This window comes from Kineococcus lubricus (genome assembly GCF_050871965.1).
GTDB lineage: Bacteria > Actinomycetota > Actinomycetes > Actinomycetales > Kineococcaceae > Kineococcus.
The window spans coordinates 60,823-85,166 of sequence record NZ_JBJLSK010000015.1 but is presented as its reverse complement, the minus strand read 5'-3'; the positions used below and the strand labels follow the sequence as shown (position 1 = coordinate 85,166).

The window sequence follows — 24,344 nt, the reverse complement described above, 5'->3', positions numbered from 1 at the left end:
GCCACGGGTCCGACCGCCCAGGAGACCCGTGACCAGCACCACGCCCAGCCCGCGCCTGCCCTGGGTCGACACCGCCCGCGGCGCCGCCATCGTCCTGGTCGTCACCCACCACGCCGTCCTGTTCACCACCGCCGAAGGACTGGGCCACCCCGCCTGGACCGCCCTCAACGAGACCCTCCGCCTGCTGCGGATGCCGCTGTTCTTCTTCCTCTCCGGCCTGCTCGCCGTCCGCGCCGTGCACCGCCCCTGGCCCGACCTGCTGCGCCGCCGCACCACCAACGACCTGTGGGTCTACCTGCTGTGGGCCAGCGCCGCCTTCGCCGCCTTCACCCTCGTCGTCCCCTACGCCCGCGACGACGTGCCCGGCGGCCCCCGCGGCTGGCTGGACCAGACCCTCCTGCTGCCCGACAACGGCGCCTGGTACCTGCTCGCCCTCGCCCTCTACCTGCCCCTGGGCCGCCTCACCCGCACCGTCCCCACCGTCGTCCTGCTGCCCGCCGCCGCCGCCCTCGCCGCCGCCCTCGGCCCCGGCCAGCTCGTCCGGTACAGCTTCGTGTGGAGCGACCTGCTCACCCTCTTCGTCTTCTTCGCCGCCGGACTGCGACTGCGCGAGGGCGCCCTGCGCCTGTCCACCCGCGTCCCCGGCCCCGCCGCCGTCACCGCCCTGGCCGCCGTCGTCGGCGCCCTCGCCCTCGCCGTCACCGCCCTGAGCCTCACCCAGGTCCCCGGCGTCCGCCTCCTCGTCGGCGCCGGCGCCGTCGTCGCCGGCTGCGCCGTCGCCGTCCGCCTGGCCCCCACCCGCCTCGGCCACGGCCTGGCCCACGTCGGCAGCCGCACCCTGCCCGTCTACGTCACCCACGAGATCGTCCTGGGCGTCCTCGTCCTCGCGCTGGCCCCCGCCGCCGGCACCGGCCTGCGCGGCCCGCTGTCCCTGCTCGCCCCCGCCGTCCTGGTCGCCGCGGCGCTCGCGGTGTGCCTGCCGCTGCGCGGCCCGCTGACCCGCGTGCCGTGGCTGCTGCACGCACCGTGGGCCGCACCCCGCCAGCGCGAGGTGCGGCCCACGGTCGGAGTCGCGACGGTCCCGGAGACCCGGGACCGGGTGCAGGGGGTCTAGAGGTACTGACCGGTGTTGGCGACCGTGTCGATCGACCGGCCCGCCTCGGTGCCCTTCTTGCCCTGCATGAGGGTGCGGATGAACACGATCCGCTCCCCCTTCTTGCCCGAGATGCGGGCCCAGTCGTCCGGGTTCGTCGTGTTGGGCAGGTCCTCGTTCTCCTTGAACTCGTCTACGCACGCGCTCATGAGGTGATCCACCCGCAGACCCCGCTGCTGCGACGTCAGCAGGTCCTTGATGGCCATCTTCTTGGCCCGGTCCACGATGTTCTGGATCATCGCCCCGGAGTTGAAGTCCTTGTAGTACAGGACCTCCTTGTCCCCGCCGGCGTAGGTGACCTCCAGGAACTCGTTCTCCGGGGTCTCGGTGTACATCCGCTCCACCGTGGCCTGGATCATCGCGTCGACCGTCGTCTGCGGGTTGCCGCCGTTGACGGCCAGGTCGTCGGCGTGCAGCGGCAGGTCCGTCGTCAGGTACTTGCTGAAGATCTGCCCGGCGCTCTCGGCGTCCGGCCGCTCGATCTTGATCTTGACGTCGAGGCGGCCCGGCCGCAGGATCGCCGGGTCGATCATGTCCTCGCGGTTCGAGGCGCCGATGACGATGACGTTCTCCAGCCGCTCCACGCCGTCGAGCTCGGACAGCAGCTGCGGCACGATCGTGGTCTCCACGTCCGAGGACACCCCCGACCCGCGGGTGCGGAACAGCGACTCCATCTCGTCGAAGAACACGACCACCGGCGTCCCGCCGCTGGCCTTCTCCCGGGCCCGCGCGAAGATCAGCCGGATGTGCCGCTCGGTCTCCCCGACGTACTTGTTCAGCAGCTCCGGGCCCTTGATGTTCAGGAAGTAGCTCTTGGCCTGCGTCTCCCCGCGCAGCTGGGCGGCCTTCTTCGCCAGCGAGTTCGCGACCGCCTTGGCGATGAGCGTCTTGCCGCACCCGGGCGGGCCGTACAGCAGGATCCCCTTGGGCGGACGCAGCCCGTGCTCGCGGAACAGGTCGGCGTGCAGGAACGGCAGCTCCACCGCGTCCCGGATGGCCTCGATCTGCGGCCCCAGACCACCGATGTCCTCGTAGTCGATGTCCGGCACCTCCTCCAGCACCAGCTCCTCGACCTCGGCCTTCGGGATCCGCTCGAAGGCGAACCCCGACCGCGTGTCGATCGTCAGGGAGTCGCCCACCCGCAGCGGCCCGTCCATCAGGGGCCCGGCCAGCCGCACGACCCGTTCCTCGTCGGCCCGCGCCAGCACCAGGGCCCGCCCGTCGGGCAGGACCTCCTTGACCGACGCCAGCTCCCCGGTGCGCTCGTAGTCGAACGCGGCCACGACGTTCATGGCCTCGTTGACCATGAGGTCCTGCCCCGGGCGCAGGGCCGCGAGGTCGACGGCGGGGCTGACGGCCACGCGCATGCGCCGGCCGGCGGACACGATGTCGGCCGTGCCCTCGTCGTCACCGGGCTGCAGGAACGTGGCGAACTGGGCCGGGGGCTGCCCCAGCCGGTCCACCTCCGCCTTGAGCGCGACGATCTGGTCACGAGCCTCGCGCAGGGTGCTGGCCAGCCGATCGTTCTGGGCGCTGACCTGGGCGAGTCGGGTGCGGGCCGCCCCGAGCTGTTCCTCGAGGGCGGTGAGGTGGCGGGGATCCCGCTCACCACCACCGCCGAAGCGGCGTGTGGGCTCCGTCATGGCGCATCTCCCGTCTGGGTGGTGCATTCGACATTAACCCGACGCGCGGAGATCGCGAGGCGGTTCCGTGTCGGCGCGCCGCCGGTTCAGGCGCCGTGCTTGACGCGGTACATGTCCCGGTCGGCGTGCCGGACCAGCTGCGCGAACGTCGCCCCGTGCGCGGGGTGCACCGCGATCCCGACGCTGGCGCCCACCGAACCGACGCCGGCGCTCAACGGGACCGGCGCCAGGACCGCGCCGGCCAGCGCCTGCCCGACCCGCCCGGCCTGCGCGGCCGCCGACGCCGGCTCCAGGCCGGTCAGGGCCACCACGAACTCGTCCCCACCGAGGCGGGCCACCAGGTCGGTCTCGCGCACCGACCGCCGCAGCCGCTGCGCGACCACCGTCAGCAGCTCGTCCCCGGCCGCGTGGCCGAACCGGTCGTTCACCGACTTGAACCCGTCGAGGTCGCAGAACAGCAGCGCCACGGCCGTCCCCTCCCGCTGCGCCCGGACCAGCTCGCCCTCCACGAACCGCTCCACGCCCCGGCGGTTGGCCAGGCCCGTCAGGGCGTCGGTGTGCGCGAGCTCCTCGATGCGGCGCAGGTAGCTGCGCGAGCGGGACCGCTCCCGCTCGGCCTCCTGCTGGGCGCGCACCCGGTCGCTCACGTCGAGCTGGACCCCGATGTACTGCACCAGCCGGCCCGTCTCGTCGAACACCGGCGCCAGGTGGATCTCGTTCCACCACCGCAGCCGCCGCGGGCCGCGGTAGTTCACCAGCACCCCGCGCCACTCCCGGCCCGCCGCGATCGCCGACCGGATCTCGTTGACGACCGCCGGGTCGGTGTCCGGCCCCTGCAGCAGGCGGCAGTTGCGCCCCAGCACCTCGGCCGCGCTGCGCCCCGACAGCTGCTCGAACGCCGCGTTCACGTACACCAGCGGGGCGTCCGGGCGCGTCATGTCCGCGATCGCCACCCCGCTCGTCGTCGCCGCCAGCGCCCGCGGCAGCAGCCGGTCCAGGTCCAGGTCCGAGCCCTGGCGCGAACCCCCGCGCGAATCCCGGCGCGCCACCGCACCCGGCGCCGGACCCGACGACGCCACCGCGGCCGGCCCCGCCACCGGCGCGGCGACCCGCGGAGCCACCCGCGACAGCAGCGACTGCATCGCCGCCACGACCACGTCCCGGTCGTACGTCAGGGCGTACTCGAACTCCCGTTCCCGGTCCGCGCCCTCGTCGCCCAGGTCTCGGGCCAGCAGCGCCGCGGCGAAGTGCGGCGCCAGCACCACCACGTCCCACTCCCCGCGCACCGGGTCACCGGCGGCCAGCGTGGCCCCGCGCACCCCCGGCATCGGCGACTCCGGCAGCCCCTCGCCGACCGCCGCCACGAACCCCACGCTGTCGGCCAGGTCGCGGTACCGCGACCGGGTCGCGACCGTGAAGTGCCGGGCCTCCTGGAACGTCGAGGCGACCACGCAGGTCTCACCCAGCCGCCGCGCCTCCCGCTCCAGCTGCTTGCTGACCTCGATCAGCAGCGCCTTCGGCGACCGGCGCAGCACCGTCCCCGGCGGCAGCGCCGCGAACGGCGACGTCAGCCCGGGGTCCACCACCGGGGCCGCCGCGGCCAGGACCAGCTCGCCGGTGGCCGCCGCGGGCGGCGGCGGCGCGGCCGGACGGCCGAAGAACCACCCCTGCCCCAGCTGCGCGCCCAGCGCCCGCGCCGTCCGCAGGTGCGCCTCGTCCTCGATGCCCTCGGCCAGCACCACCGCACCCGAGCTCTGCGCGTACGCGTTGACCGCGTTCATGATCTGCGCCACGGCCGCGCCCGGGCGCCCCTGCACCAGCCGCAGGTCCAGCTTGACCACGTCGGGCCGCAGCAGCGGCATGAACGCCAGCGACATGGCGTCCGCGCCCACGTCGTCCAGCGCGATGCCCCAGCCGATCTCCCGGATCCGCGCCACGGTCCGCAGCAGCTCCGCCGGCCGCGTCGCCAGCGCCCGCTCGGTGATCTCCACGACCACCCGCAGCCGGCCCGGCGCCCCCTCGGCCAGCGCCAGCAACCGGCTCAGCGGCGCCGAGTCCAGCACCTCCGGCTCCACGTTCACGAACAGCGTCAGCGGCGACACCACGGCGTGCTCGACCGCACCGGCGAACGCCGCCGCCCGGCACGCCTGGTCCAGCTCGGCCAGGCAGCCGGCCGCCCGTGCCGCCGCGAACAGGTCGTCGGGGCGCTGCAGCGGGCCCTGCGGGCCGCGCACCAGCGCCTCGTACGCCACCACCGCACCGGAGTCCAGGTCCACGATCGGCTGGAACACGCTGTGGAGCCCACCGTCGAGGAGGACCTGCTCGATGCCCAGGGCAGCACTCGTCACCGTCACCACCGGGTCCTCGGCACACCGCACCTCGATGTCCAGTCCGTTCACCCGTCCGGCCCAGTCCGGCCCGGCACCGACCCGGCGCCGGCCCGGCGCCGGCCCGGCACCGACCCTCCATCGACCCTGCACCGCCGACCGCGCCCGGCATCGGCCAGACTGACCCGGCCAGCACGCACGACCACGGGAGGACCCCAGTGAACGCCACCCCCTCGGCCACCTCCCGCAGCACCGCGGACCTGGCCGCCCGCGCCGCCGAGCTGGACGCGGCCGACCCGCTGGCCGCCTACCGCGAGGAGTTCCAGCTCGAGGCGGCCCCCGGCGTGAGCGCCTACCTGGACGGCAACTCCCTGGGCCGGCCGCTGAAGGCCACCTCCACCGCGGTCGAGCGGTTCATCACCCAGGAGTGGGGCGGGCGCCTCATCCAGGGCTGGACCCACGACGGGCAGGGCGGTGACGGCGGCCGGACGGGCGGCTGGATGGACTGGCCCACCGACCTCGGCGACCTGCTGGGCCGCGTCGCCCTCGGCGCCGGGGCCGGGCAGACCGTGGTGGCCGACTCCACCACCGTCCTGTTCTACAAGCTGGCCCGCGCCGCCGTGGCCGCCGGACGGGCCGCCGGCCACGACGAGGTCCGCGACGAGATCGTCGCCGACACCGACAACTTCCCCACCGACCGCTTCGTCCTGGAGGGCATCGCCGCCGAGACCGGCGCCCGGCTGCGCTGGATCGAGACCGACCCCGCCGCCGGGATCACCCCCGAGCAGGTCACCGCCGCCGTCGGGCCGCGCACCGCCCTGGCCACCTTCAGCCACGTCGCCTACCGCTCCGGGCACCTGGCCGACGCCGCCGCGATCACCGCCGCCGTCCACGACGCCGGGGCGCTGGTCCTGTGGGACCTGTCGCACTCGGTGGGGTCGGTCCCGCTGGCCCTGGACGAGTGGGGGGCGGACCTGGCGGTCGGCTGCACCTACAAGTACCTCAACGGCGGCCCCGGCGCGCCCGCGTTCGCCTACCTCGCCCACCGCCACCAGGGGGTCCTGCGCCAGCCGATCCAGGGCTGGATGGGGCACGCCGACCCCTTCGCCATGGGGCGGGGCTACCAGCCCGACCCCGGCGTGCGGCAACTCGTCTCCGGCACCCCGCCCATCGTGTCCATGGTCCCCGTGCGCGCCGGGCTCGAACAGCTCCAGCGCGCCGGCATCGACGCCGTCCGCCGCAAGTCCGTGCTGCTCACCGGGTACGCCCTGGACCTGGCCGACGAACTGCTCACCCCCCACGGCGTGCAGATCGCCACCCCCCGCGACCCCGCCGACCGCGGCGGCCACCTGACCGTGCGCACCGGCAGCAGCGGGGTCGACTTCCGGGAGGCGACCACCCGGCTGTGGGGGGCCGGTGTCGTGCCGGACTTCCGCGCCCCCGACGGCATCCGGATCGGCCTGGCCCCGTTGTCCACCAGCTTCGGCGAGGTCCTCGACGGGATGCTCGCCCTGCAGCAGATCGTGAGGAACCCGTGAGCGAGAACACCCGCGAGGCCAACACCCGCGAGGCCAACACCCGCGAGGTCGAAGCCGGCCTCGTCACCGACTTCACCCGCGACATGTCCTACGGCGCCTACCTGCACCTCGACGAGGTCCTGTCCGCCCAGCACCCCCTGTCCGTCCCCGAGCACCACGACGAGATGCTGTTCATCGTCCAGCACCAGACCAGCGAGCTGTGGCTCAAGCTCGTCCTGCACGAACTGCGCTCGGCCGTCACCGCCATCGCCGCCGACGACCTGAAGACCGCGCTGAAGAACATCGCCCGCGTCAAGCACATCCAGCGCACCCTCACCGAGCAGTGGTCGGTGCTGGCCACCCTCACCCCCACCGAGTACGCCCAGTTCCGCGGCTTCCTGGCCAACTCCTCCGGCTTCCAGTCCCACCAGTACCGCGCCGTCGAGTTCGTCCTGGGCAACAAGAACGCCAAGATGCTCGACGTCTTCGCCCACGACGCCCCCCGCCACGCCGAACTGGCCGACCTGCTGCACGCCCCCAGCCTGTACGACCAGTTCCTGCGGTTCCTGGCCCGCCGCGGCCACGACGTCCCCACCGAACTCCTCCACCGCGACGTCACCACCGCCCACGTCCACACCCCCTCCCTCGTCCCCGTCTTCCGCCGCATCTACGAGAACGCCGGCGAGTTCTGGACCGAGTACGAGGCCTGCGAGGAACTCGTCGACCTGGAGGAGAACTTCCAGCTCTGGCGGTTCCGGCACCTCAAGACCGTCGAACGCACCATCGGGTTCAAACGCGGCACCGGCGGCTCCACCGGCGTCGACTTCCTCGCCCGCGCCCTGGACCTCACCTTCTTCCCCGAGCTGTACGCCGTCCGCACGGAGATCGGCTCGTGAACCTGCTCGCCCTGGCCGCCCCCGGCGTCCTGACCGGCTCCCGCACCGCCCGGGAGACCTTCGACGCCGCCCTGGCCGCCCACCGCCTCACCGGCCGCCTCGTCCTGACCACCTCCCACGAGCACCTGCGCTCCGAAGCGGCCGCCGCCGACGGGGAGTTCCTGCTCGTCACCGGCGACGACACCCCCGTCGACGACCTCCTCGCCGGCATCGACGCCACCGTCGTGCGCGTCGACCTCGACGCCCGCGACGCCGACCGCTCCACCCGCGTCCGCCGCCACGTCCGCTGGCGCGGCACCGCCGGACTGCGCTTCGCCGTCGACGACTGGTTCCACGAACGCACCACCCCCGCCCGCCGCGTCCCCTACGGCCCGCACCCCGACCAGTACGCCCACCTGCGCACCCCCGACCCCGCCGACCACGGCCCCGGCCCGTTCCCCGTCGCCGTCCTCGTCCACGGCGGCTACTGGCGCTCGCGGTGGGAGAACGACCTCATGCACGCCGCCGCCGCCGACCTCACCGCCCGCGGTTTCGCGACCTGGAACCTGGAGTACCGCCGCCCCGACCTGCACGGCTGGGACGCCACCACCGCCGACGTCGACACCGGGTTCGGCGTCCTGCACTCCGTCGAGGCGCCCCTGGACCTGACCCGCGTCGTGACCCTGGGGCACTCCGCCGGCGGGCAGCTGGTCACCCGGCTGGCCGCCGACCGCGCCTCCAGCGAACTGCGGCCCACGCTGACCGTCTCCCTGGCCGGCTGCCTGGACCTGCACTCCATCCACGCGCGCGGCCTGTCCGAGCACGCCGTCGCCGCCGCCCTCGGCGGCCCGCCCCACCTGATCCCCGAGGTCTACGCCGCCGCCTCCCCGATGGCCCGGCTGCCGATCGGCCTGCCGCTGGCCGTGGTCTGCTGCCGCGGCGACGACCCCGACCTGCTCGACGCCTCCCGCCGCTTCGCCGACGCCGCGCTCGCCGCCGGTGACGACGTGCGGGTCGTGGAGGACGACGGCGACCACTTCTCCGTCATCGACCCCGCCGCACCGGTGTGGGCCCGGGTCGTCGACCTGCTCGAGCGGGTGCGGGCGGCGCCGGCCGCGGACCCGCTGGTGGACGTGCAGCCCTGACGGGCTGCCCCTACCCTCGACCCGGCACCACCAGCACGCGCACCGGGCAACGTCGGGGAGAGTCGGGGGAGAACGGTCGATGTCGTGGGTCTCGCGGCTCGACGGGTTCCAGCGGCGGCACCCCGCCGTCAGCTACCCGCTCGCGGTCGTCTACAAGTTCTTCGAGGACCAGGGCGCCTACCTCGCCGCCATCGTCACCTACTACGGCCTGCTGAGCATCGTCCCGCTCCTGCTGCTGCTGTCCACGATCCTCGGGTACGTCCTGGCCGGTGACCCCGGCGCGCAGGAGGCCATCGTGAACTCCGCGGTCGCCACGATCCCGGTCATCGGCGAGGAGGTCGGCGACCCCGGCCGGCTCGGCGGGGGCGGCGCGGGCCTGGCCATCGGCATCGCCGGTGCGCTCTACGGCGGGCTCGGGGTCGGCCTGGCCCTGCAGAACGCCGCGAACGTGGCCTGGGGCATCCCCCGCAACGAACGGCCCAACCCCTTCAAGTCCCGGCTGCGCAGCCTGCTGCTGATGGTGACCGCGGGGTTGTTCGTCGTCGGCACGACGGTGCTGAACATCGTCCTGGGCGACGTGATCCGCGGCGACAGCGCGGTGCAGGACTGGGCCAGCACCGTCGGGTACACCGTCCTGGCCGGCATCGGGTTCACCATGGCGTTCTGGCTCGCCGCCGCCCACCGGCCCCCGCTGCGCACGATCCTGCCCGGCGCCCTGACGATGGCCGTCCTGTGGCAGTTCCTGCAGCACTTCGGCGGGAACCTCGTCGGTCTGGTCAGCGAACGGGCCAGCGTGTCCAACCAGGTGTTCACCGCGGTCCTGGGCCTCATCGCGTTCCTGTTCGTCACCTCCTGCTGCGTGGTGCTGTGCGTGGAGGCCGACGTCGTCCGCAGCCGCCGGCTCTACCCGCGCGCCCTGCTGACCCCGTTCACCGACGCCGTGGAACTCACCGAGGGCGACGAACGCGCCTACACCCGCATCGCGCAGGCGCAGCGGCACAAGGGGTTCGAGCGCGTCCACGTCGAGTTCGACGAGTCACCCCTGGAGGCCCGCCGCGCGGCCGAGTCGGGTGGCCAGGAACGAGCAGACCGTGATCTGGAGCGGGTGGTAGAGGATGACCGGTAGCGCCACCAGCCCCACCACGTGCGGGTCGAACAGCACCGTCGCCATCGGCAGCCCCGTCGCCAGCGACTTGTTCGACCCGCAGAACAGCGTCGTCACGCGGTCCGCGCGCCCGGCCCCCCACCACGTCGGGACCCACCACGTCAGGGCCAGCACCGCCGCCAGGAGCACCGCGGCGCACGCCAGCACCACCGCGACCTCCCCGGCTCCCACCTGCTGCCACACCCCCTGCCGCACACCGCGGCTGAACGCGGCGTAGACCACCGCCACGATCACCGCGCGGTCCAGCAGCGTCAGCGGGCGCCGGTGCGCCCGCACCCAGCCGCCCACCCACCGGCCCGCGGCCAGCCCCAGCAGGAACGGCACCAGCAGCTGCACCACGATCCGGCCCACCGCCCCGGCGTCCGGGCCGCCGCCGGTCGAGCCCAGCACCAGCGCCGCCAGCAGCGGCGTCAGCCCGATCCCGGCCAGGTTCGACACCGTCGCGCTGACCACCGCGCCCGGCACGTTCCCGTGCGCCACCGCCGTGAACACCACGCACGACTGCACCGTGGAGGGCAGCACCGCCAGGAACAGCACTCCCGCGACCAGGCCGTCGTCGAGGAAACCGCCCACGACCGCGGCCAGCAGCAACCCCAGCGCGGGGAACAGCAGGAACGTCGTGGCCGCGACCGACCCCTGCAACCGCCAGTTCCGCAACCCCGCGACCGCCTCCGCCGGCGCCATCCGCGCCCCGTAGACGAAGAACAGGACCCCGACCCCGACCGTCGTCCCCCAGGACAGGCCCGTGGCGACCGCACCTCCGGCCGGCAGCGCCGCGGCCACCGCGACCGCCAGCAGGATCGCCACGACGAAGGGCTCGACGCGACGCAGGACGGGGACCCGGGACCAGCGCAGCACGGCCGCGACCCTACTGCCCCCCTCCCACCCCCTCCGCCCTCCGCGATCAAGGACAGCCGTCCGCCGATCAAGGACTCAGCCACGGCGATCGCGGTCTGGTCCCCGACGGGCGTGCGGGTGTCCTTGATCGCCGAGGGGGTGTCCTTGATCGCCGAGGGGGGCGAGGGGGAGGCGGTGGTGGCACAGTGACCGGCATGGTCCAGTCCGCTGCCCTCGTCGACGTGCCGCGCCTGCAGCGCGAACTGGCCGGGGACCGCCCACCGGTCCTCCTGGACGTCCGGTGGAGCCTGGGCGGGCCCGCCGGAGCCACCGAGTACGCGCAGGGGCACCTGCCCGGCGCCGTGTTCGTCGACCTCGAGACCCAGCTGTCGCGGCCCCGGCGCCCCGGCGAGGGCCGGCACCCGCTGCCGGACCCCGAGGTGCTGCAGGAGGCCCTGCGCGCCGCCGGCGTCCACGAGGACACCCCCGTCGTCGTCCACGACGCCGCGGACTCCACCAGCGCCGCCCGCGCCTGGTGGGTCCTGCGCTGGGCCGGGCTCGGCGACGTCCGCGTCCTGGACGGCGGCCTGGCCGCCTGGACCGCGCACGGCGGTCCCCTCACCACCGACGTCTCCCGGCCCGTCCCCGGGGACGTCGTCGTCCGCCCCGGCGCGCTGCCCGTCCTGGACGCCGGCGCCCTGCCCGCCCTGACCCGCACCGGCGTGCTCCTGGACGTCCGCGCCCCCGAGCGGTACCGCGGGGAGGCCGAACCGGTCGACCCGGTCGCCGGGCACGTCCCCGGCGCCCGGAACCTGCCGACCACCCAGCACGTCACCGCGGCCGGGACCTTCGACCGGCCCGAGCAGCTGCGGGCGCGGTTCGACGCCGCCGGGGTGCGGCCGGGCGTGGAGGTGGGGGTCTACTGCGGCAGCGGGGTCACCGCGGCGCACACGCTGCTGGCCCTGGAGGTGGCCGGGCTGTCCGGGACGCTCTACCCCGGCTCCTGGTCGGAGTGGATCACCGACCTCACCCGCCCGGTCGCCACCGGACCGGACCCGGACGACGCCCCGGACGACGACGCCCCCCGAGCGTGAGAACGATCCCAGACACGCCCGCGGGCAGCCTCCCCGGCTCCCGGCCCGCCGTGTAGCGTCGACGCCGTGGTCGACGCTGACAGCACCCAGAAGACGAAGATCATCCACGTCGGGCTCGGCGGGTGGGGAGGGGACTGGGAACGCAACGCCATCCCACCGGTCACCGAGGTCGAACGCGTCGCCGTCGTCGACGCCCACGAACCGACCCTGCGCAAGGCCCAGGCCGCCCTCGGCCTGCCCGACGAGGTGTGCTTCACCTCCCTGACCGCGGCCGCCGCCGCCGTCCCCGCCGACGGCGTCGTCATCACCGCCCCCATGGACTTCCACGTGCCCGTCGCGCTCGAAGCCCTCGACGCCGGCCTGCACGCCCTCGTCGAGAAACCCTTCGCCGGCACCGTCGCCGAAGCCCGCACCGCCGTCGAGCGCGCCGAGGAGCTCGGCCTCGTCCTGCAGGTCAGCCAGAACTACCGGTTCTACCCCGGCGCGCAGAAGGCCCGGCAGCTCATCGCCGACGGCGCCGTCGGCGACCTGTCCGTCGTCCACGTCGACTTCCGCCGCTGGGACCACGACGAACCCGCCGACGGCGGCTACCGGCACTACCAGTTCCCGCACCCGCTCATCTACGACATGGCCATCCACCACTTCGACCTGCTGCGCATGACGACCGGCCGCGAAGCCGTCAGCGTCTACGCCAAGGTCACCGACCCCCCGTGGAGCCGCTACACCGAGGAGGCCTCCGCCGTCCTCGTCATCGAGCTCGACGGCGGCCTCGTCGCCAGCTACCGCGGCAGCTGGGTCTCCCGCGCCCCCCAGACCCACTGGGACGGGGAGTGGACCTTCGAGGGCGCCGACGGGTACCTCACCCTCACCGGCCGCGGGAACTCCGGCCCCGCCGACGACGAGGTCCGCCTCGGCCTGGGCGGCGCACCGGCCGAACCCGTCGCCCTGGTCACCCCCGACCTGTGGGGCCGCTCCGCCGGGCTGCGCCAGTTCGCCCGCGCCGTCCGCGGCGGCCCCGCCCCCGACGTCACCGGACGCTCCAACCTCGGCAGCGTGGCCCTCATGGAAGCCGCCGCGAGGTCCGCCGCCTCCGGCCGCGTCGAACCCGTCGAACGGATCGGAGGGACCACCGCGTGACCCGCGTCCTGGTGTGGAACGAAGGCGTCCACGAAGCGAACAACCACCCCGCGAACATCGGCGAGTACTACCCCGACGGCATGCACGGCGCCATCGCCGCCGGCCTGCGCCGCCTGCTGCCCGACGCGCAGGTGTCCACCGCGACCCTCGCCGACCCCGAGCACGGCCTGACCGCCGACGTCCTGGACCGCACCGACGTCCTGACCTGGTGGGGCCACGCCGCCCACGACCAGGTCGACGACGCCGTCGTCGACCGCGTCGAGCAGCACGTCCTGGGCGGCATGGGCCTGCTCGTCCTGCACTCGGGGCACTTCTCGAAGATCTTCCGCCGCCTCCTGGGCACCACCTGCTCCCTGGCCTGGCGCAACGAGGGCGAGCAGGAACTCGTGTGGACGGTCAAACCGTCCCACCCCATCGCCCACGGCGTCCCGCACCCCCTGGTCATCCCCCGCCAGGAGATGTACGGGGAGCTGTTCGACATCCCCGACCCCGACGACCTGATCTTCATCAGCTCCTTCGCCGGCGGCGAGGTGTTCCGCTCCGGCGTCACCTTCACCCGCGGCCGCGGCCGCATCTTCTACTTCTCCCCCGGCGACCAGGAGTACCCCGTCTACCAGCAGCCCGAGATCCAGCAGGTCCTGGCCAACGGCGTCCGCTGGGCCGACCCCGGCCCCGCCCCCCGCACCGTCCCCGACGTCACCAACCCGCCCCGCCAGTGGCTCCTGTGAGCTGAGACCCGGCGGGGCGGGCGGCGATCAGTCGTCCGACCCCGCCGGGTCCTCCACCGACGACTCCACCGACGCGTGCGCAGACGCCTCCGCCGAGGCCTGCGCACCCCGCGCCGCCTCCCGCGCGGCCCGGCGGACCTTGCGGTCCGAGATCGGCCGGTCCCCGTACTCGGTGCCCTCCACGACCTCCACCAGCTCCGCGCCCTCACCGTCCACCGGGTACGCCCCCGGCGCCGGACGGCGCTTGCGCAGCGGCGGGCGCACCCCGTCCGCCAGCCGCCGCGAGGTGATGAGGAACCCCGTGTGCCCGATCATCCGGTGCTGCGGGCGCACCGCCAGCCCCTCCAGGTGCCAGCCGCGCACCATCGACTCCCACGCCTCCGGCTCGGTCCACCGACCCGAGTCCCGCATCGCCTCGGCCACCCGCGACAACTGCGTCGCCGTCGCCACGTAGCAGATCAGCACCCCACCGGGCGCCAGGTGGTCGGCCACCGCGTCCAGGCACTCCCACGGCGCCAGCATGTCCAGCACCGCACGGTCGGCCAGCACACCCGTCGTCGGCAACGTCTCCACCAGGTCACCCACGCGCAGCGTCCACGCCGGGTGCGGCCCGGCGAAGAACGTCTCCACGTTCCCCCGGGCCACCGCCGCGAAGTCCTCCCGCCGCTCGAAGGAGTGCACCCGCCCGCCGTCCCCGACCGCCCGCAGCAGCGACATCGTCAACGCCCCGGAACCCACACCGGCCTCGATGACCACCGCCCCCGGGAACACGTCGGCCATCTGCACGATCTGCCCGGCGTCCTTCGGGTACACCACCGCCGCCCCGCGCGGCATCGACAGCACGAAGTCCGTCAGCAGCGGACGCATCACCAGGTACTCGACCATCGCCGTGTTCACGATCGTCGTCCCGTCCGGCCGACCGATCAGGTCGTCGTGCAGGAACTTGCCGCGGTGGGTGTGGAACTCGGCCCCCGCCGTCAGGGTGATCGTGTGCATCCGGCCCCGCGGGTCGGTCAGCTGCACCCGCTCACCCTCGCGCAGCGGGCCCCGGCGCGTGGCCGCACCCGTCGGGGGGTGCACCACCGCGGGGTCGACGGTCGTCGGGTGGGCAGGGTCGATCACGGAGAGTCCTCTTCCAGTCGTCCGGGGAACGGTCAGCGTCAACGGGCCGTCACGGCGGCGATCACGTCACCGGTGTGCAGCAGCCCGCGCACACGACCAGCAGTGTCCACCACGACGTGCTCCCCCGGACGCACCTGCACCGCCTCCAGCAGCGCCTCACCCGTCAGGTCCTCCGGCAACCACGACCGCGGCGGCAACGCCCGCGCCGTCGCCCCCGCCCCCAGCGACGTCCGCCGCTCCACCGGCACCTGCCGCAACGCCGCCGTGTCCACCACCGCCACCGGCACCCCGTCGTCGGTCACCAGCACCACCTCCAGGTCCCGCGCCGACCCCTGCGTCACCCCCGCGTCGATCGCCGCCCGCGCCGACCGCACGACCTCCTCCACCGTCGACCGCGCGTTCACCCCGATCGCCGGCCGCCGCAGCACCCGCGCCGACAACGCTGGCACCCGCCGCTGCACCGCCGCGAACCGCAACGCCTCCGACGCCCCCTGCCACAGCAGCGCCCCCACCAGCGCCGCCCACACCACGTCCGTCAGCGACGACCCCCAGCCCAGCAGCCGCGGCACCAGCAACCCGCCCAGGAGCACCACGACCGCCAGCACCCGCCCGACCCAGCCGGCCACCACCGTCCCGGCCACCCGGTCCCCGCGCACCTTCCAGACCACCGCCTCCAGCGCGTGACCACCGTCCAGCGGCAACCCCGGCAGCAGGTTGAACACCGCCAGCAGCGCGTTCGACAGCATCAGCGCACCCAGCAGCAACCCCACGACCCCACCGCCACCGGGCTGCCCGGAGACCGCCTCCCGCAGCCACCAGGCCACCACCGCGATGACCCCGTTCACCACCGGGCCCACCACCGCGATCAGCAGGCTGCCGCCCGGCGTCGTCCGCCCCTCGTGGGAGGTGAACCCACCCCACACGTTCAGCACGATCCCCGTGACCCGCTGCCCCGTGGCCCTCGCCGCCAGCGCGTGCGCCACCTCGTGCAGCAGCACCGACACCAGCAGCAGCACCGCGTACCCGAACGCCACCACGTACGACGACGGACCCGGCACCCGCAGCTGCACCACCGGCGCGAACACCCACACGATCAGCGCCGCGAACAGGAACCACGACGGCGACAGCACCAGCGGCACCCCGAACGGGCGCCCCAGCCGGATACCGCCCCTCACGACACCACGCCGACGGGCACACCGACGGACCTGCGCACGCACCCGCGGACGACCCGGCGGGGAACTGGGGGGACCACCACGAACATCCACCGATCCTAGGTCGCCCCACCACCCGCTCCGACCCCGGGCGCCCCCGCCCCGCGCCGTACGATGGACCGGTGACCGACGGTGCGCCACGGGCCGAGGCACCCCCGCCCCCCAGCCGCCGCACGCTGTCGCCCTCCCGCGCTGCCGACTTCATGCAGTGCCCCCTGCTCTACCGCTACCGCACCATCGACCGGCTCCCCGAGACCCCCAGCGCCGCCGCCGTCCGCGGCACCCTCGTCCACGCCGTCCTCGAGCACCTCTTCGACCTGCCCGCCGACCAGCGCACCCTCGACCGCGCCTGCGCCATGGTCGAACCCCAGTGGGACGCGCTGCGCGACCGCGAACCCGCCGTCCGCACCCTCTTCCCCGACCCCGCCGACCCCGCCGACCCCGACCCCGGCCGGGCGCTCGCCACCTGGCTCACCAGCGCCCGCGCCCTGCTGCGCACCTTCTTCGAGCTCGAGGACCCCACCCGCCTCGAACCGGCCGCCCGCGAGATGCCCGTCGAGCTCGACCTCACCGACGACCTGCGCCTGCGCGGCATCGTCGACCGCCTCGACCTCACCCCCGGCGGAGCCATGCGCGTCGTCGACTACAAGACCGGCCGCGCCCCCTCGCAGACCTCCGAGGCCAAGGCCCTGTTCCAGATGCGCTTCTACGCGCTCCTGCTGTGGCGCACCCGCGGCCAGGTCCCCCGGCTCCTGCAGCTCGTCTACCTCGGCTCCGGCGAGATCCTGCGCCACACCCCCGACGAGCAGGACCTCCTCGCCACCGAACGCAAGATCCGCGCCCTGGCCGACGCCATCGAACGCAACCGCGCCACCGGCGACTGGCGCCCCCGCCCCGGCCGCGGCTGCACCTGGTGCCACCACAAGGCCCTGTGCCCCGCCTACGGCGGCACACCCCCGCCGCTGCCCACCGCGACCCCCGCACCGGGCCCCTAGCTCACCCCGCGGCCACCGCGTCCAGCACCAGCCCACCCGCGATCCACCCCAGCACCACCGGGTCCACCTGCGCCAGCGACGCCACCCGGCTGCGCCCCGGAGCCGCCGGGATCGGCACCATGTGCGGGCACGCCAGCACCCGCGCCCCCGCCGCCTCCCCCGACGCCACCCCCGTCGGGGAGTCCTCGATCACCACGCACTCCCCCGGCGACACCCCCAGCAGCCGCGCCGCCAGCAGGTACGGGTCCGGAGCCGGCTTCCCCCGCTCCACCTCGTCGCCCGCCACCACCACCGCGAACGCCCCCGGCACCATCGCCGCGACCGTGTCCGCCAGGCTGCGGTACGACATCGTCACCAGCGCGCACGGCACCCCCGCCGCCCCCAGCGCCCGCAACAGCTCCAACGCCCCCGGCCGCCACACCACCGCCGCACCGACCTGCGCCACCACCGCCTCGACCAGCTCCGCCACCACCGCGTCCGGGTCCAGCCGCACCCCCACCGACCGCTCCACGTGCTCGGCCAGCACCCGACCCGACTCCGGCAACGCGCTGCCCACCAGCCCCAGCGCCTGCTCGTGCGACCACGACGCCCCGTACCGCCCCAGCAGCGCCGTCTCCGCCGCGATCCAGTGCGGCTCGGTGTCCACCAACGTCCCGTCCATGTCCCACAACACCGCGGCGGGGAGCTGGACGGGAGCCTCACGGGGTGCTTCGGAAGGATTCATCAGCCCCGGAGTCTAGGGTTGGGGGGTGCCTGACCAGCCCGCCGACCCCACGCCGGACGACACCGTCCTGCGCAACCCCGTCGTCATCGCCGCCTTCGAGGGGTGGAACGACGCCGGAGAGTCCGCCAGCCAGGCCGTCGCCCACCTGCACCAGGTCTGGGACGCCACCGACCTCACCGAGTTCGACCCCGAGCTCTACCACGACTTCCAGGTCAACCGGCCCACCGTCCACTTCGACGACGACGGCCGCCGCCGCCTCACCTGGCCCACCACCCGCATCTCCACCGCCCACCTGCCCGACGCCCCCCGCGACGTCATCCTCGTCCGCGGCATCGAACCCTCCATGCGCTGGCGCACCTACGCCCAGGAGGTCGTCGACGTCGCCACCACCCACGGCGCCTCCCTCGTCCTCACCCTCGGCGCCCTCCTCGCCGACGTCCCCCACACCCGCCCCCTGCCCGTCACCTCCAGCAGCGAGGACCCCGACCTCGTCGAGAAGCTCGACATCGAACCCTCCCGCTACGAAGGCCCCACCGGCATCGTCGGCGTCGTCCAGGACGCCGTCACCGCCGCCGGCATCCCCTCCGTCTCCCTGTGGGCCGCCATCCCCCACTACGTCGGCCAGCCCCCCTCCCCCAAGGGCACCCTCGCCCTCCTGCGCCGCATCGAGGAACTCCTCGACCTCTCCATCCCCCTCGCCGACCTCCCCGAGGACGCCCGCGCCTGGGAACGCGGCGTCGACGAGCTCGCCGAGGAGGACACCGAGATCGCCGAGTACGTCCAGCAGCTCGAAGAGGCCAAGGACACCGCCGACCTCCCCGAAGCCTCCGGCGAAGCCATCGCCCGCGAGTTCGAGCGCTACCTGCGCCGCCGGGACGACCCACCCCGCCGCGGCTGACCCCGCGGGCGACCGGAGCGCCCACCGCGCTCCGCGCGAGAACCCCCGCACGGACGGCCCCGCCCAGTACGGTCGACCCCGACCACCCGCACCACCACGCGAGGGAGACGCCGTGACCTGGCGACTGGAAACACCCCGCGTCCTCGTCGTCGACCTCGACGGGTCCAAGGGCAGCGCCGTCCGCGCCCAGACCGGCTCGATGGTCGCCTACGAGGGCGACGTGCAGTTCAAGAACGCCGGCACCGGCGGCGGAGGCGGCCTGCGCGCCGCCCTCAAGCAACGCGTCACCGGCGAATCCCTGTCCCTCATGGAGATCACCGGCCGCGGCACCGTCCACCTCGCCGTCGACGCCGGCTACGTCCTCCTCCTCGACCTCGCCGGCGACACCCTCAGAGCCGAGTCCGAGAGCCTCCTCTGCCTCGACGCCGGCCTCAGGAACGACGTCGCCTTCACCGGCCTCCAGGGCGCCTCCAGCGGACAGGGCCTGTTCACCACCACCGTCACCGGCCACGGCCAGATCGCCCTGATCTCCCTCGGCGGCCCGCCCATCGCCCTCAGCGTCACCCCCCAGACCCCCCTCGTCGTCGACCCCGACGCCTACATCGGCGCCGTCGGCCAGCTCAACCAGTCCTTCGTCACCGACGTCTCCTGGCGCAACCTCATCGGCGAGAGCTCCGGGGAAGCCTTCTCCCTCCGCTTCGAGGGCCACGGGACCGTCTACATCCAGCCCGAGGAGCGGTGATGACGTTCACCAAGGTCACCTCCAAGGTCGTCCTCGCCGACGTCCGCCCCGGCGCCGAGGTCCTCGCCCGCCGCGGCGCCATGCTCGCCACCACCGGCCGCATCACCTTCTCCCCCGTCTCCGGCGGACCCGGCGGCGGCGCCTACGGCGGCGGCATCGCCTCGGCGCTCGCCCGCGGCCTGCAGGGCGAGGCCGTCCCCCTGATGGTCGCCGAGGGCCAGGGCACCGTGCACTACGGGTTCCGCGGCCACCACGTCACGATCGTCGACCTCGACGGGTCCCAGCCGATGTCCGTCGAAGCCGACCGGCTGCTCGCGCACGACGCGAGCATGTCCAGCTCCGTCGTCTTCCTCGGCCAGCAGGGCGGGCTGCGCGGCGCCGTCCGCGGAGCCGTCACCGGCCAGGGCCTGTTCACCACCCAGCTGTCCGGCCGCGGGTCCGTCGCCGTCCTGTCCCACGGCGGGACGTTCGCGCTGCGGGTCGGCGCGGGCCGGCAGGTCGTCGTCGACCCGCAAGCCTACGTCGCGCACGTCGGGAACCTCAGCCTCGACGTCGCGACCGCCCTGTCCTGGCGCGACGCCGTCGGACGCGGCTCCGGGGAAGGCGTCCAGCTCAAGGTGTCCGGCGAGGGCACCGTCTACGTCCAGGCGAGCGAGGAGAAGCTGTGACCGTGCGACCGCTGGACCCGCAGACCCTGCCGGACCACGACAACCTCCCCGACAACCCGTACGCCTACTGCGTGCGGCTCGACGGGCCCCTGTTCATGCAGACCGGCCGCATGATCGCCTACTACCCCCTCGGGGGCGGCACCATCCGGTTCGAGCCCCTGACGGCGACGTCGATGACCGCGATGGTCGCCGCGAAGTTCTCCTCCCCGCTGTACAGCCACGACTGGGTCGTCGCCAACGGCCAGGGCCACGTGATCCTCGGCGACCGCGGCTACGACATCAACTCCTACGACCTCGAGGACGGGAACCTCACCGTCCGCGCCGCGAACCTGCTCGCCTTCGACGCCGGGCTGGAACTCAAGGAATCCATCATCCCCGGGTTCCTCACCCTCCTCGGGACCGGCAAGTTCCTCGCCAGTTCCTCCGGGCCGGTCATCTTCGTCGAACCCCCCGTCCGCGTCGACCCCGAAGCGCTCGTCGGGTGGGCCGACTGCCCCGCCCCCTCGCAGCACTTCGACGCCGGCTGGATGGGGCACTTCCTCGGCGCCGCGCGCGGTGCCCTGTTCGGCACCCGCTCCGGGGAGGAACGCCAGTACGACTTCACCGGCGCCGGGACGGTCCTGCTCCAGAGCTCCGAACGGATGATGGAGGACCCGCACGTCGTGCGCCGGCTCGAAGGCGAGGTGCAGCAGCTCGGGCCGAACCAGCTGCACCACCTGGCCGGGGTCATCCAGACCCAGCTCCAGCAGCACCAGCAGTAGCCGCGCGCGGGGGTGCCGGGCGGGACCGCCCGGCACCCCCGCCCGTCAGCCCAGTTCCACCCCGAGCAGCGCCGACACCAGGTCGCGCACCAGCCCCGGCGCGCTCGCGTCGTCCCCGGACCCGGCGTTCGCCGCGGCCACCCACGCGTCGACCGCGGCGACCGCCCCGGGCGCGTCGAGGTCGTCGGCCAGCCGCGCCCGCACGCCGTCCAGCACCGGACCGGCCGCCGGCCCCGCCGACCGCGACACCGCCGACGTCCACGCCGCCCAGCGCTCGCGGGCCGTGGCCAGGACCTCGTCCGTCCACTCCCACTCGCTGCGCCAGTGGTGGGCCACGATCGCCAGCCGGATCGCGCCCGCCTCGACCCCGGCGGCCAGCAGCTTCGAGACGAGCACCAGGTTCCCCTTGGACTTGCTCATCTTCTCGCCGTCGAAGGCGACCATCCCCGAGTGCGCGTACGCCCGCGCGAACGGCCGCTGCCCCGGGCGCACCAGGTGCGCGTGGGAGGCACCCATCTCGTGGTGCGGGAACACCAGGTCCGACCCGCCGGCCTGGACGTCGATCGGCATCCCCAGGTGCTCCAGCGCGATCGCCGAGCACTCCACGTGCCAGCCGGGACGGCCCCGACCCAGCTCACCCGCCTCCCAGGCCGGTTCCCCCGGGCGTTCCACCCGCCACAGCAACGGGTCCAGCGGGTCCCGCTTGCCCGGCCGCTGCGGGTCACCACCACGCTCGGCGGACAGTTCCAGCATCGTCGGCCGGTCGTAGCCCGACACCGCCCCGAAGGCCGGGTCCGACCCGACGGGGAAGTACACGTCGCCGTCGGGGCCGCCGTCCACGCCCGGGACCCGGTACGCCGCACCGGCGGCCAGCAGGTCGCGCACCGCGGCCGCGACCAGGTCCACCACCTCCACGACCCCGAGGTACTCCTGCGGCGGGACGACCGACAACGCCGCCATGTCCCCGCGGAACAGCTCGATCTGGGACTCGGCCAGGTCGCGCCAGTCCACGCCGGTCGCCGTCGCGCGCTCCAGCAGCGGGTCGTCGACGTCGGTGACGTTCTGCACGTAGCGGACGTCGAGGCCGGCGTCCCGCCAGGCCCGGCCCAGCAGGTCGAAGGAGACGTAGGTGTTCGCGTGCCCCAGGTGCGTCGCGTCGTACGGCGTGATGCCGCACACGTACAGCGTCGCCGTCCCCTCCTGCGGGCCGACGGGGACGAGCCCCCCGGTCGCGGTGTCGTGCAGGTGCACGCGGGGACCCCGACCGGGCAGGGTCGGGACGACGGGGGCGGGCCAGGAACGCACGAACCCGAACCTACCTGCCCGCTCCAGCGGCCCGGACACCGGTCAGAAGGGCGGCCAGGGGATCGTCCGGTGCCCCCGCGGCCGCGGCAGGCGGTCCACCGACAGCAACCGCTCGACGCGCTCGAGGGTCGCCACGACCTCCTCCACGCTCAGCAGGTCGCCCAGCAGCTCGCCCAGGCGCCCACCCAGGTCGGCCACCAGGGCCCCCAGCACCTCGCGCTCGTCGGGCCGCAACGGCGACCCGCCGAAACCCCACAGCACCGTCCGCAGCTTCGGCTCCTCGTGGAACGTCAGCCCGTGGTCCACGCCGTGCACCGCGCCCGACCACCCGGGCAGCACGTGCCCGCCCTTGCGGTCGGCGTTGTTCAGCACCACGTCCAGGAGCGCGACCCGCCGCAACCGCAGGTCGTCGGCGTGCACCAGCGCCACCGGGCGCCCCGCGCCGTCCTCGGCCTCCAGCACCGTGTGCCAGCCGTCCTCGACGCGCCGCAGCGGCACGATGTCGATCAGCCCCGCCCCGGGCGCCGGCAGGACGACCTCGTCGGCGTCCGCCGGGTCGGCCCCGTCCTGCTGCAACCACAACTGCACCGAGCCCGGCCCCAGCGGCCCGTCGCGCAGCACCGTCGGCGGCACCACGTGCCACCCCGTGACCGCCGACACCGCGTACGCGGCGACCTCCCGGCGGGCCAGCGTCTCGTCCGGGAAGTCCCACAGCGGCCGTTCCCCGGAGACGGGCTTGTACACGCACGCGAGCTCGCCCTCGCCGGTCGACACCGTCGCGTAGAGCGTCGCGTTCGAGGCGTCCGCCAGCCGGCCGAGGATCCGCAGCTCCCCCGTCGCCAGGCGCACCAGCGCCTCCTGCTCGCCGACGCCGGCGAACGTGCCGTTCAGCGCCGGTACCCGTTCGCCCGGGGGCAGACGTGACCGGCCGGGTCCAGCGGCCCGGCGCAGAACGGGCACGGCGGCCGGCCCGCCGCGACGAGGGCCAGCGCCCGCGCCGCGAACGCACGCGCCACCGTGCCGTCCAGCGACACCCGCAGCACGTTCCGGTCGCCGCCGAGGTTCAGGCCCGGGTCCAGCTCGCCCTCCAGCTCCGGGTCGGTGTCCGCCTCCGACACCTCGAAGCACTCGATGACGACGACCTGCCGCTCGGAGTCCCAGGCCAGGCTCATCGTGCCGACCCGGAACTCCTCCTCGATGGGCACGTCCAGCGGTGCGGTGTCCTCGCTGCCGGCGGCCACCACCGCCGGCACCGGGGCCGCGCCACCGGACCGGCGGACGATCTCGTCGAGGAGTTCCCCCACCCGCTCACCCAGCGCGGCCACCTGCGTCTTCTCCAGGGCCACCGACGTCAGCCGGCCGGCGCCGCGCGCCTGCAGGAAGAACGTCCGCTGCCCGGGTTCGCCGACGGTGCCCGCCACGAAGCGTTCCGGCGGGTCGTACTCGTAGACGGGCATGGTCCCGACCCTACGCCGCGCCGGTGCTGCCGCCGACGACCGCGTCGCTGCTGATCGCCTTCCGGCGGGACCCGCGCTTCCTCCGCTGCGGGGCGAACCCCGCGAGGTCCCCGCCGGAGTCGTTCACCCGCAGCACGAAGGGCCGCAGCGGGGCGTACCGGACGACCGAGACCGAGCAGGGGTCGGCCGAGATGCGCTGGAACAGGTCCAGGTGCATCCCCAGCGCATCGGCCAGGACGGCCTTGATCACGTCCCCGTGCGTCACCGCCACCCACACCGCGTCGTCACCGTGCTCGGCCTGGACCCGGGCGTCGTGCTCGCGCACCGCCTCCACCGCGCGGTGCTGCATCGTCGCCAGCGACTCCCCGTCCGGCCCGGGGAACACCGCCGCCGACGGGTGCGACTGCACCGTGCGCCACAGCGGCTCCTTCGCGAGGTCCTTCAGCGCGCGGCCCGTCCAGTCGCCGTACCGGCACTCCCCCAGCCGCTCGTCGGTCCGCAGCGGCGGCCGCGGACCCGTGGGCCCGTCCACCGCGCACAGCGCGTCCGCCGTCTCCTGGCAGCGTTCCAGCGGCGAGACCACGACGTCGGCCACCGGCACCGGCGACAGCCGCTGGGCCAGCGCCTCCGCCTGCGCACGGCCCGCGTCGTCGAGGTGGACCCCGGGGGTCCACCCGGCGAGGACGGCGGCGGTGTTGGCCGTGCTGCGGCCGTGGCGGACGAGCAGGAGGGTCGGCACGGCCCCCACCCTAAGGGCGTCTTGATCAACGCGGTTGGTGAGTTGACGGTGGAACGTATTCGCGTTGGCTCCGGTAACTGAACTTCCCTTGTTATTGTGGC

General features: G+C 74.4%; 22 protein-coding genes and 1 pseudogene. 13 read left to right on the top strand and 10 right to left on the bottom strand.

Translation table 11 applies throughout. The features are described 5' to 3' along the window. Positions 1-28: 28 nt before the first annotated feature. The gene (locus ACRYRX_RS13175) at positions 29-1,114 is read left to right on the top strand and encodes an acyltransferase family protein (protein WP_432512427.1); all 1,086 of its coding nucleotides are present in this window, start codon (positions 29-31) and stop codon (positions 1,112-1,114) included. Here the strand turns inward: ACRYRX_RS13175 and arc are convergent. Both arc and ACRYRX_RS13165 read right to left on the bottom strand, forming a co-directional pair. Next, positions 1,111-2,751, bottom strand: a pseudogene (gene arc / locus ACRYRX_RS13170) (proteasome ATPase); the annotation flags it as partial. The gene ACRYRX_RS13175 and the pseudogene arc overlap by 4 nt on opposite strands. A gap of 131 nt (positions 2,752-2,882) precedes the next feature. Continuing rightward, a complete protein-coding gene (locus ACRYRX_RS13165) occupies positions 2,883-5,144 on the bottom strand; it encodes a diguanylate cyclase domain-containing protein (protein WP_432512425.1) in 2,262 nt (753 codons plus the stop codon). A gap of 197 nt (positions 5,145-5,341) precedes the next feature. On the opposite strand from ACRYRX_RS13165, the gene ACRYRX_RS13160 reads away from it, so the two are divergent. From ACRYRX_RS13160 to ACRYRX_RS13145, 4 genes are all read left to right on the top strand, one after another. Continuing rightward, positions 5,342-6,661, top strand: coding sequence for a kynureninase (locus ACRYRX_RS13160; protein WP_432512424.1), 1,320 nt, complete (start codon positions 5,342-5,344; stop codon positions 6,659-6,661). Beyond that, the gene (gene kynA / locus ACRYRX_RS13155) at positions 6,658-7,536 is read left to right on the top strand and encodes a tryptophan 2,3-dioxygenase (protein ID WP_432512422.1); all 879 of its coding nucleotides are present in this window, start codon (positions 6,658-6,660) and stop codon (positions 7,534-7,536) included. Before ACRYRX_RS13160 ends, kynA begins: the two co-directional genes overlap by 4 nt. Then, positions 7,533-8,660 carry an alpha/beta hydrolase gene (locus ACRYRX_RS13150; protein WP_432512420.1) on the top strand — a complete coding sequence of 376 codons (1,128 nt, stop codon included), beginning with the start codon at positions 7,533-7,535 and terminating at the stop codon, positions 8,658-8,660. Before kynA ends, ACRYRX_RS13150 begins: the two co-directional genes overlap by 4 nt. A 79-nt stretch (positions 8,661-8,739) precedes the next feature. Beyond that, entirely contained in the window at positions 8,740-9,786 is a 1,047-nt protein-coding gene (locus ACRYRX_RS13145; protein ID WP_432512418.1) for a YihY/virulence factor BrkB family protein, read from the top strand. On the opposite strand, the gene ACRYRX_RS13140 is transcribed toward ACRYRX_RS13145, so the two are convergent. After that, positions 9,697-10,683 carry a bile acid:sodium symporter family protein gene (locus tag ACRYRX_RS13140; RefSeq protein ID WP_432512417.1) on the bottom strand — a complete coding sequence of 329 codons (987 nt, stop codon included), beginning with the start codon at positions 10,681-10,683 and terminating at the stop codon, positions 9,697-9,699. The two genes, ACRYRX_RS13145 and ACRYRX_RS13140, sit on opposite strands and share 90 nt — an antisense overlap. 194 nt (positions 10,684-10,877) lie before the next feature. Here ACRYRX_RS13140 and ACRYRX_RS13135 point away from each other — a divergent pair, with 194 nt between their 5' ends. The 3 genes from ACRYRX_RS13135 (at position 10,878) to ACRYRX_RS13125 (ending at position 13,621) form a co-directional block, all read left to right on the top strand. Next, the gene (locus ACRYRX_RS13135; protein WP_432512415.1) at positions 10,878-11,756 is read left to right on the top strand and encodes a sulfurtransferase; all 879 of its coding nucleotides are present in this window, start codon (positions 10,878-10,880) and stop codon (positions 11,754-11,756) included. 66 nt (positions 11,757-11,822) lie between these two features. Further along, positions 11,823-12,893, top strand: coding sequence for a Gfo/Idh/MocA family protein (locus ACRYRX_RS13130; RefSeq protein WP_432512413.1), 1,071 nt, complete (start codon positions 11,823-11,825; stop codon positions 12,891-12,893). Then, positions 12,890-13,621, top strand: a complete 732-nt coding sequence (locus ACRYRX_RS13125; RefSeq protein ID WP_432512412.1) for a ThuA domain-containing protein — start codon at positions 12,890-12,892, stop codon at positions 13,619-13,621. The genes ACRYRX_RS13130 and ACRYRX_RS13125 overlap by 4 nt, the downstream gene beginning before the upstream one ends. A 27-nt stretch (positions 13,622-13,648) precedes the next feature. On the opposite strand, the gene ACRYRX_RS13120 is transcribed toward ACRYRX_RS13125, so the two are convergent. Then, positions 13,649-14,743 (bottom strand): tRNA (adenine-N1)-methyltransferase, encoded by a 1,095-nt coding sequence (locus ACRYRX_RS13120; RefSeq protein ID WP_432512410.1) that lies wholly within the window; start codon positions 14,741-14,743, stop codon positions 13,649-13,651. Between the two features lie 38 nt (positions 14,744-14,781). Next, complete coding sequence (locus tag ACRYRX_RS13115) at positions 14,782-15,918, bottom strand: site-2 protease family protein (RefSeq protein ID WP_432512408.1); 1,137 nt, start codon at positions 15,916-15,918, stop codon at positions 14,782-14,784. A 158-nt stretch (positions 15,919-16,076) separates the two neighbouring features. Between ACRYRX_RS13115 and ACRYRX_RS13110 the strand changes: the two genes are divergently transcribed. Next, positions 16,077-16,949: a RecB family exonuclease gene (locus tag ACRYRX_RS13110; RefSeq protein WP_432512406.1), complete on the top strand. Its 873-nt coding sequence runs from the start codon at positions 16,077-16,079 to the stop codon at positions 16,947-16,949. 1 nt (position 16,950) lies between these two features. On the opposite strand, the gene ACRYRX_RS13105 is transcribed toward ACRYRX_RS13110, so the two are convergent. Next, on the bottom strand, positions 16,951-17,673 hold the full coding sequence (locus tag ACRYRX_RS13105; protein ID WP_432512404.1) for an HAD family hydrolase: 723 nt from the start codon (positions 17,671-17,673) through the stop codon (positions 16,951-16,953). Between the two features lie 25 nt (positions 17,674-17,698). Here ACRYRX_RS13105 and ACRYRX_RS13100 point away from each other — a divergent pair, with 25 nt between their 5' ends. The 4 genes from ACRYRX_RS13100 (at position 17,699) to ACRYRX_RS13085 (ending at position 20,742) form a co-directional block, all read left to right on the top strand. Then, positions 17,699-18,571, top strand: coding sequence for a PAC2 family protein (locus ACRYRX_RS13100; RefSeq protein WP_432512402.1), 873 nt, complete (start codon positions 17,699-17,701; stop codon positions 18,569-18,571). Positions 18,572-18,683: 112 nt separating this feature from the next. Further along, positions 18,684-19,313, top strand: coding sequence for an AIM24 family protein (locus tag ACRYRX_RS13095; protein ID WP_432512400.1), 630 nt, complete (start codon positions 18,684-18,686; stop codon positions 19,311-19,313). Next, entirely contained in the window at positions 19,313-19,981 is a 669-nt protein-coding gene (locus tag ACRYRX_RS13090; protein ID WP_432512398.1) for an AIM24 family protein, read from the top strand. The genes ACRYRX_RS13095 and ACRYRX_RS13090 overlap by 1 nt, the downstream gene beginning before the upstream one ends. Further along, the gene (locus ACRYRX_RS13085) at positions 19,978-20,742 is read left to right on the top strand and encodes an AIM24 family protein (protein WP_432512396.1); all 765 of its coding nucleotides are present in this window, start codon (positions 19,978-19,980) and stop codon (positions 20,740-20,742) included. The genes ACRYRX_RS13090 and ACRYRX_RS13085 overlap by 4 nt, the downstream gene beginning before the upstream one ends. 45 nt (positions 20,743-20,787) lie before the next feature. On the opposite strand, the gene mshC is transcribed toward ACRYRX_RS13085, so the two are convergent. From mshC to ACRYRX_RS13065, 4 genes are read right to left on the bottom strand one after another with little or no spacing between them, the layout of a single operon-like run. Then, entirely contained in the window at positions 20,788-22,047 is a 1,260-nt protein-coding gene (gene mshC, locus ACRYRX_RS13080; protein ID WP_432512395.1) for a cysteine--1-D-myo-inosityl 2-amino-2-deoxy-alpha-D-glucopyranoside ligase, read from the bottom strand. Positions 22,048-22,089: 42 nt separating this feature from the next. Further along, positions 22,090-22,896 (bottom strand): SCO1664 family protein, encoded by an 807-nt coding sequence (locus ACRYRX_RS13075; RefSeq protein ID WP_432512394.1) that lies wholly within the window; start codon positions 22,894-22,896, stop codon positions 22,090-22,092. Positions 22,897-22,934: 38 nt separating this feature from the next. Further along, entirely contained in the window at positions 22,935-23,504 is a 570-nt protein-coding gene (locus ACRYRX_RS13070) for a DUF3090 domain-containing protein (protein ID WP_432512392.1), read from the bottom strand. Between the two features lie 10 nt (positions 23,505-23,514). Then, a complete protein-coding gene (locus ACRYRX_RS13065; RefSeq protein ID WP_432512391.1) occupies positions 23,515-24,243 on the bottom strand; it encodes a histidine phosphatase family protein in 729 nt (242 codons plus the stop codon). Positions 24,244-24,344: the final 101 nt, after the last annotated feature.

Excerpts from the sequence above, each read along its gene's own strand:
- ACRYRX_RS13070 (WP_432512392.1), bottom strand. The coding sequence starts at position 23,504 with ATGCCCGTCTACGAGTACGACCCGCCGGAACGCTTCGTGGCGGGCACC.
- ACRYRX_RS13145 (WP_432512418.1), top strand. The coding sequence starts at position 8,740 with ATGTCGTGGGTCTCGCGGCTCGACGGGTTCCAGCGGCGGCACCCCGCC.
- ACRYRX_RS13090 (WP_432512398.1), top strand. The coding sequence starts at position 19,313 with ATGACGTTCACCAAGGTCACCTCCAAGGTCGTCCTCGCCGACGTCCGC.
- ACRYRX_RS13105 (WP_432512404.1), bottom strand. The coding sequence starts at position 17,673 with ATGAATCCTTCCGAAGCACCCCGTGAGGCTCCCGTCCAGCTCCCCGCC.
- ACRYRX_RS13135 (WP_432512415.1), top strand. The coding sequence starts at position 10,878 with ATGGTCCAGTCCGCTGCCCTCGTCGACGTGCCGCGCCTGCAGCGCGAA.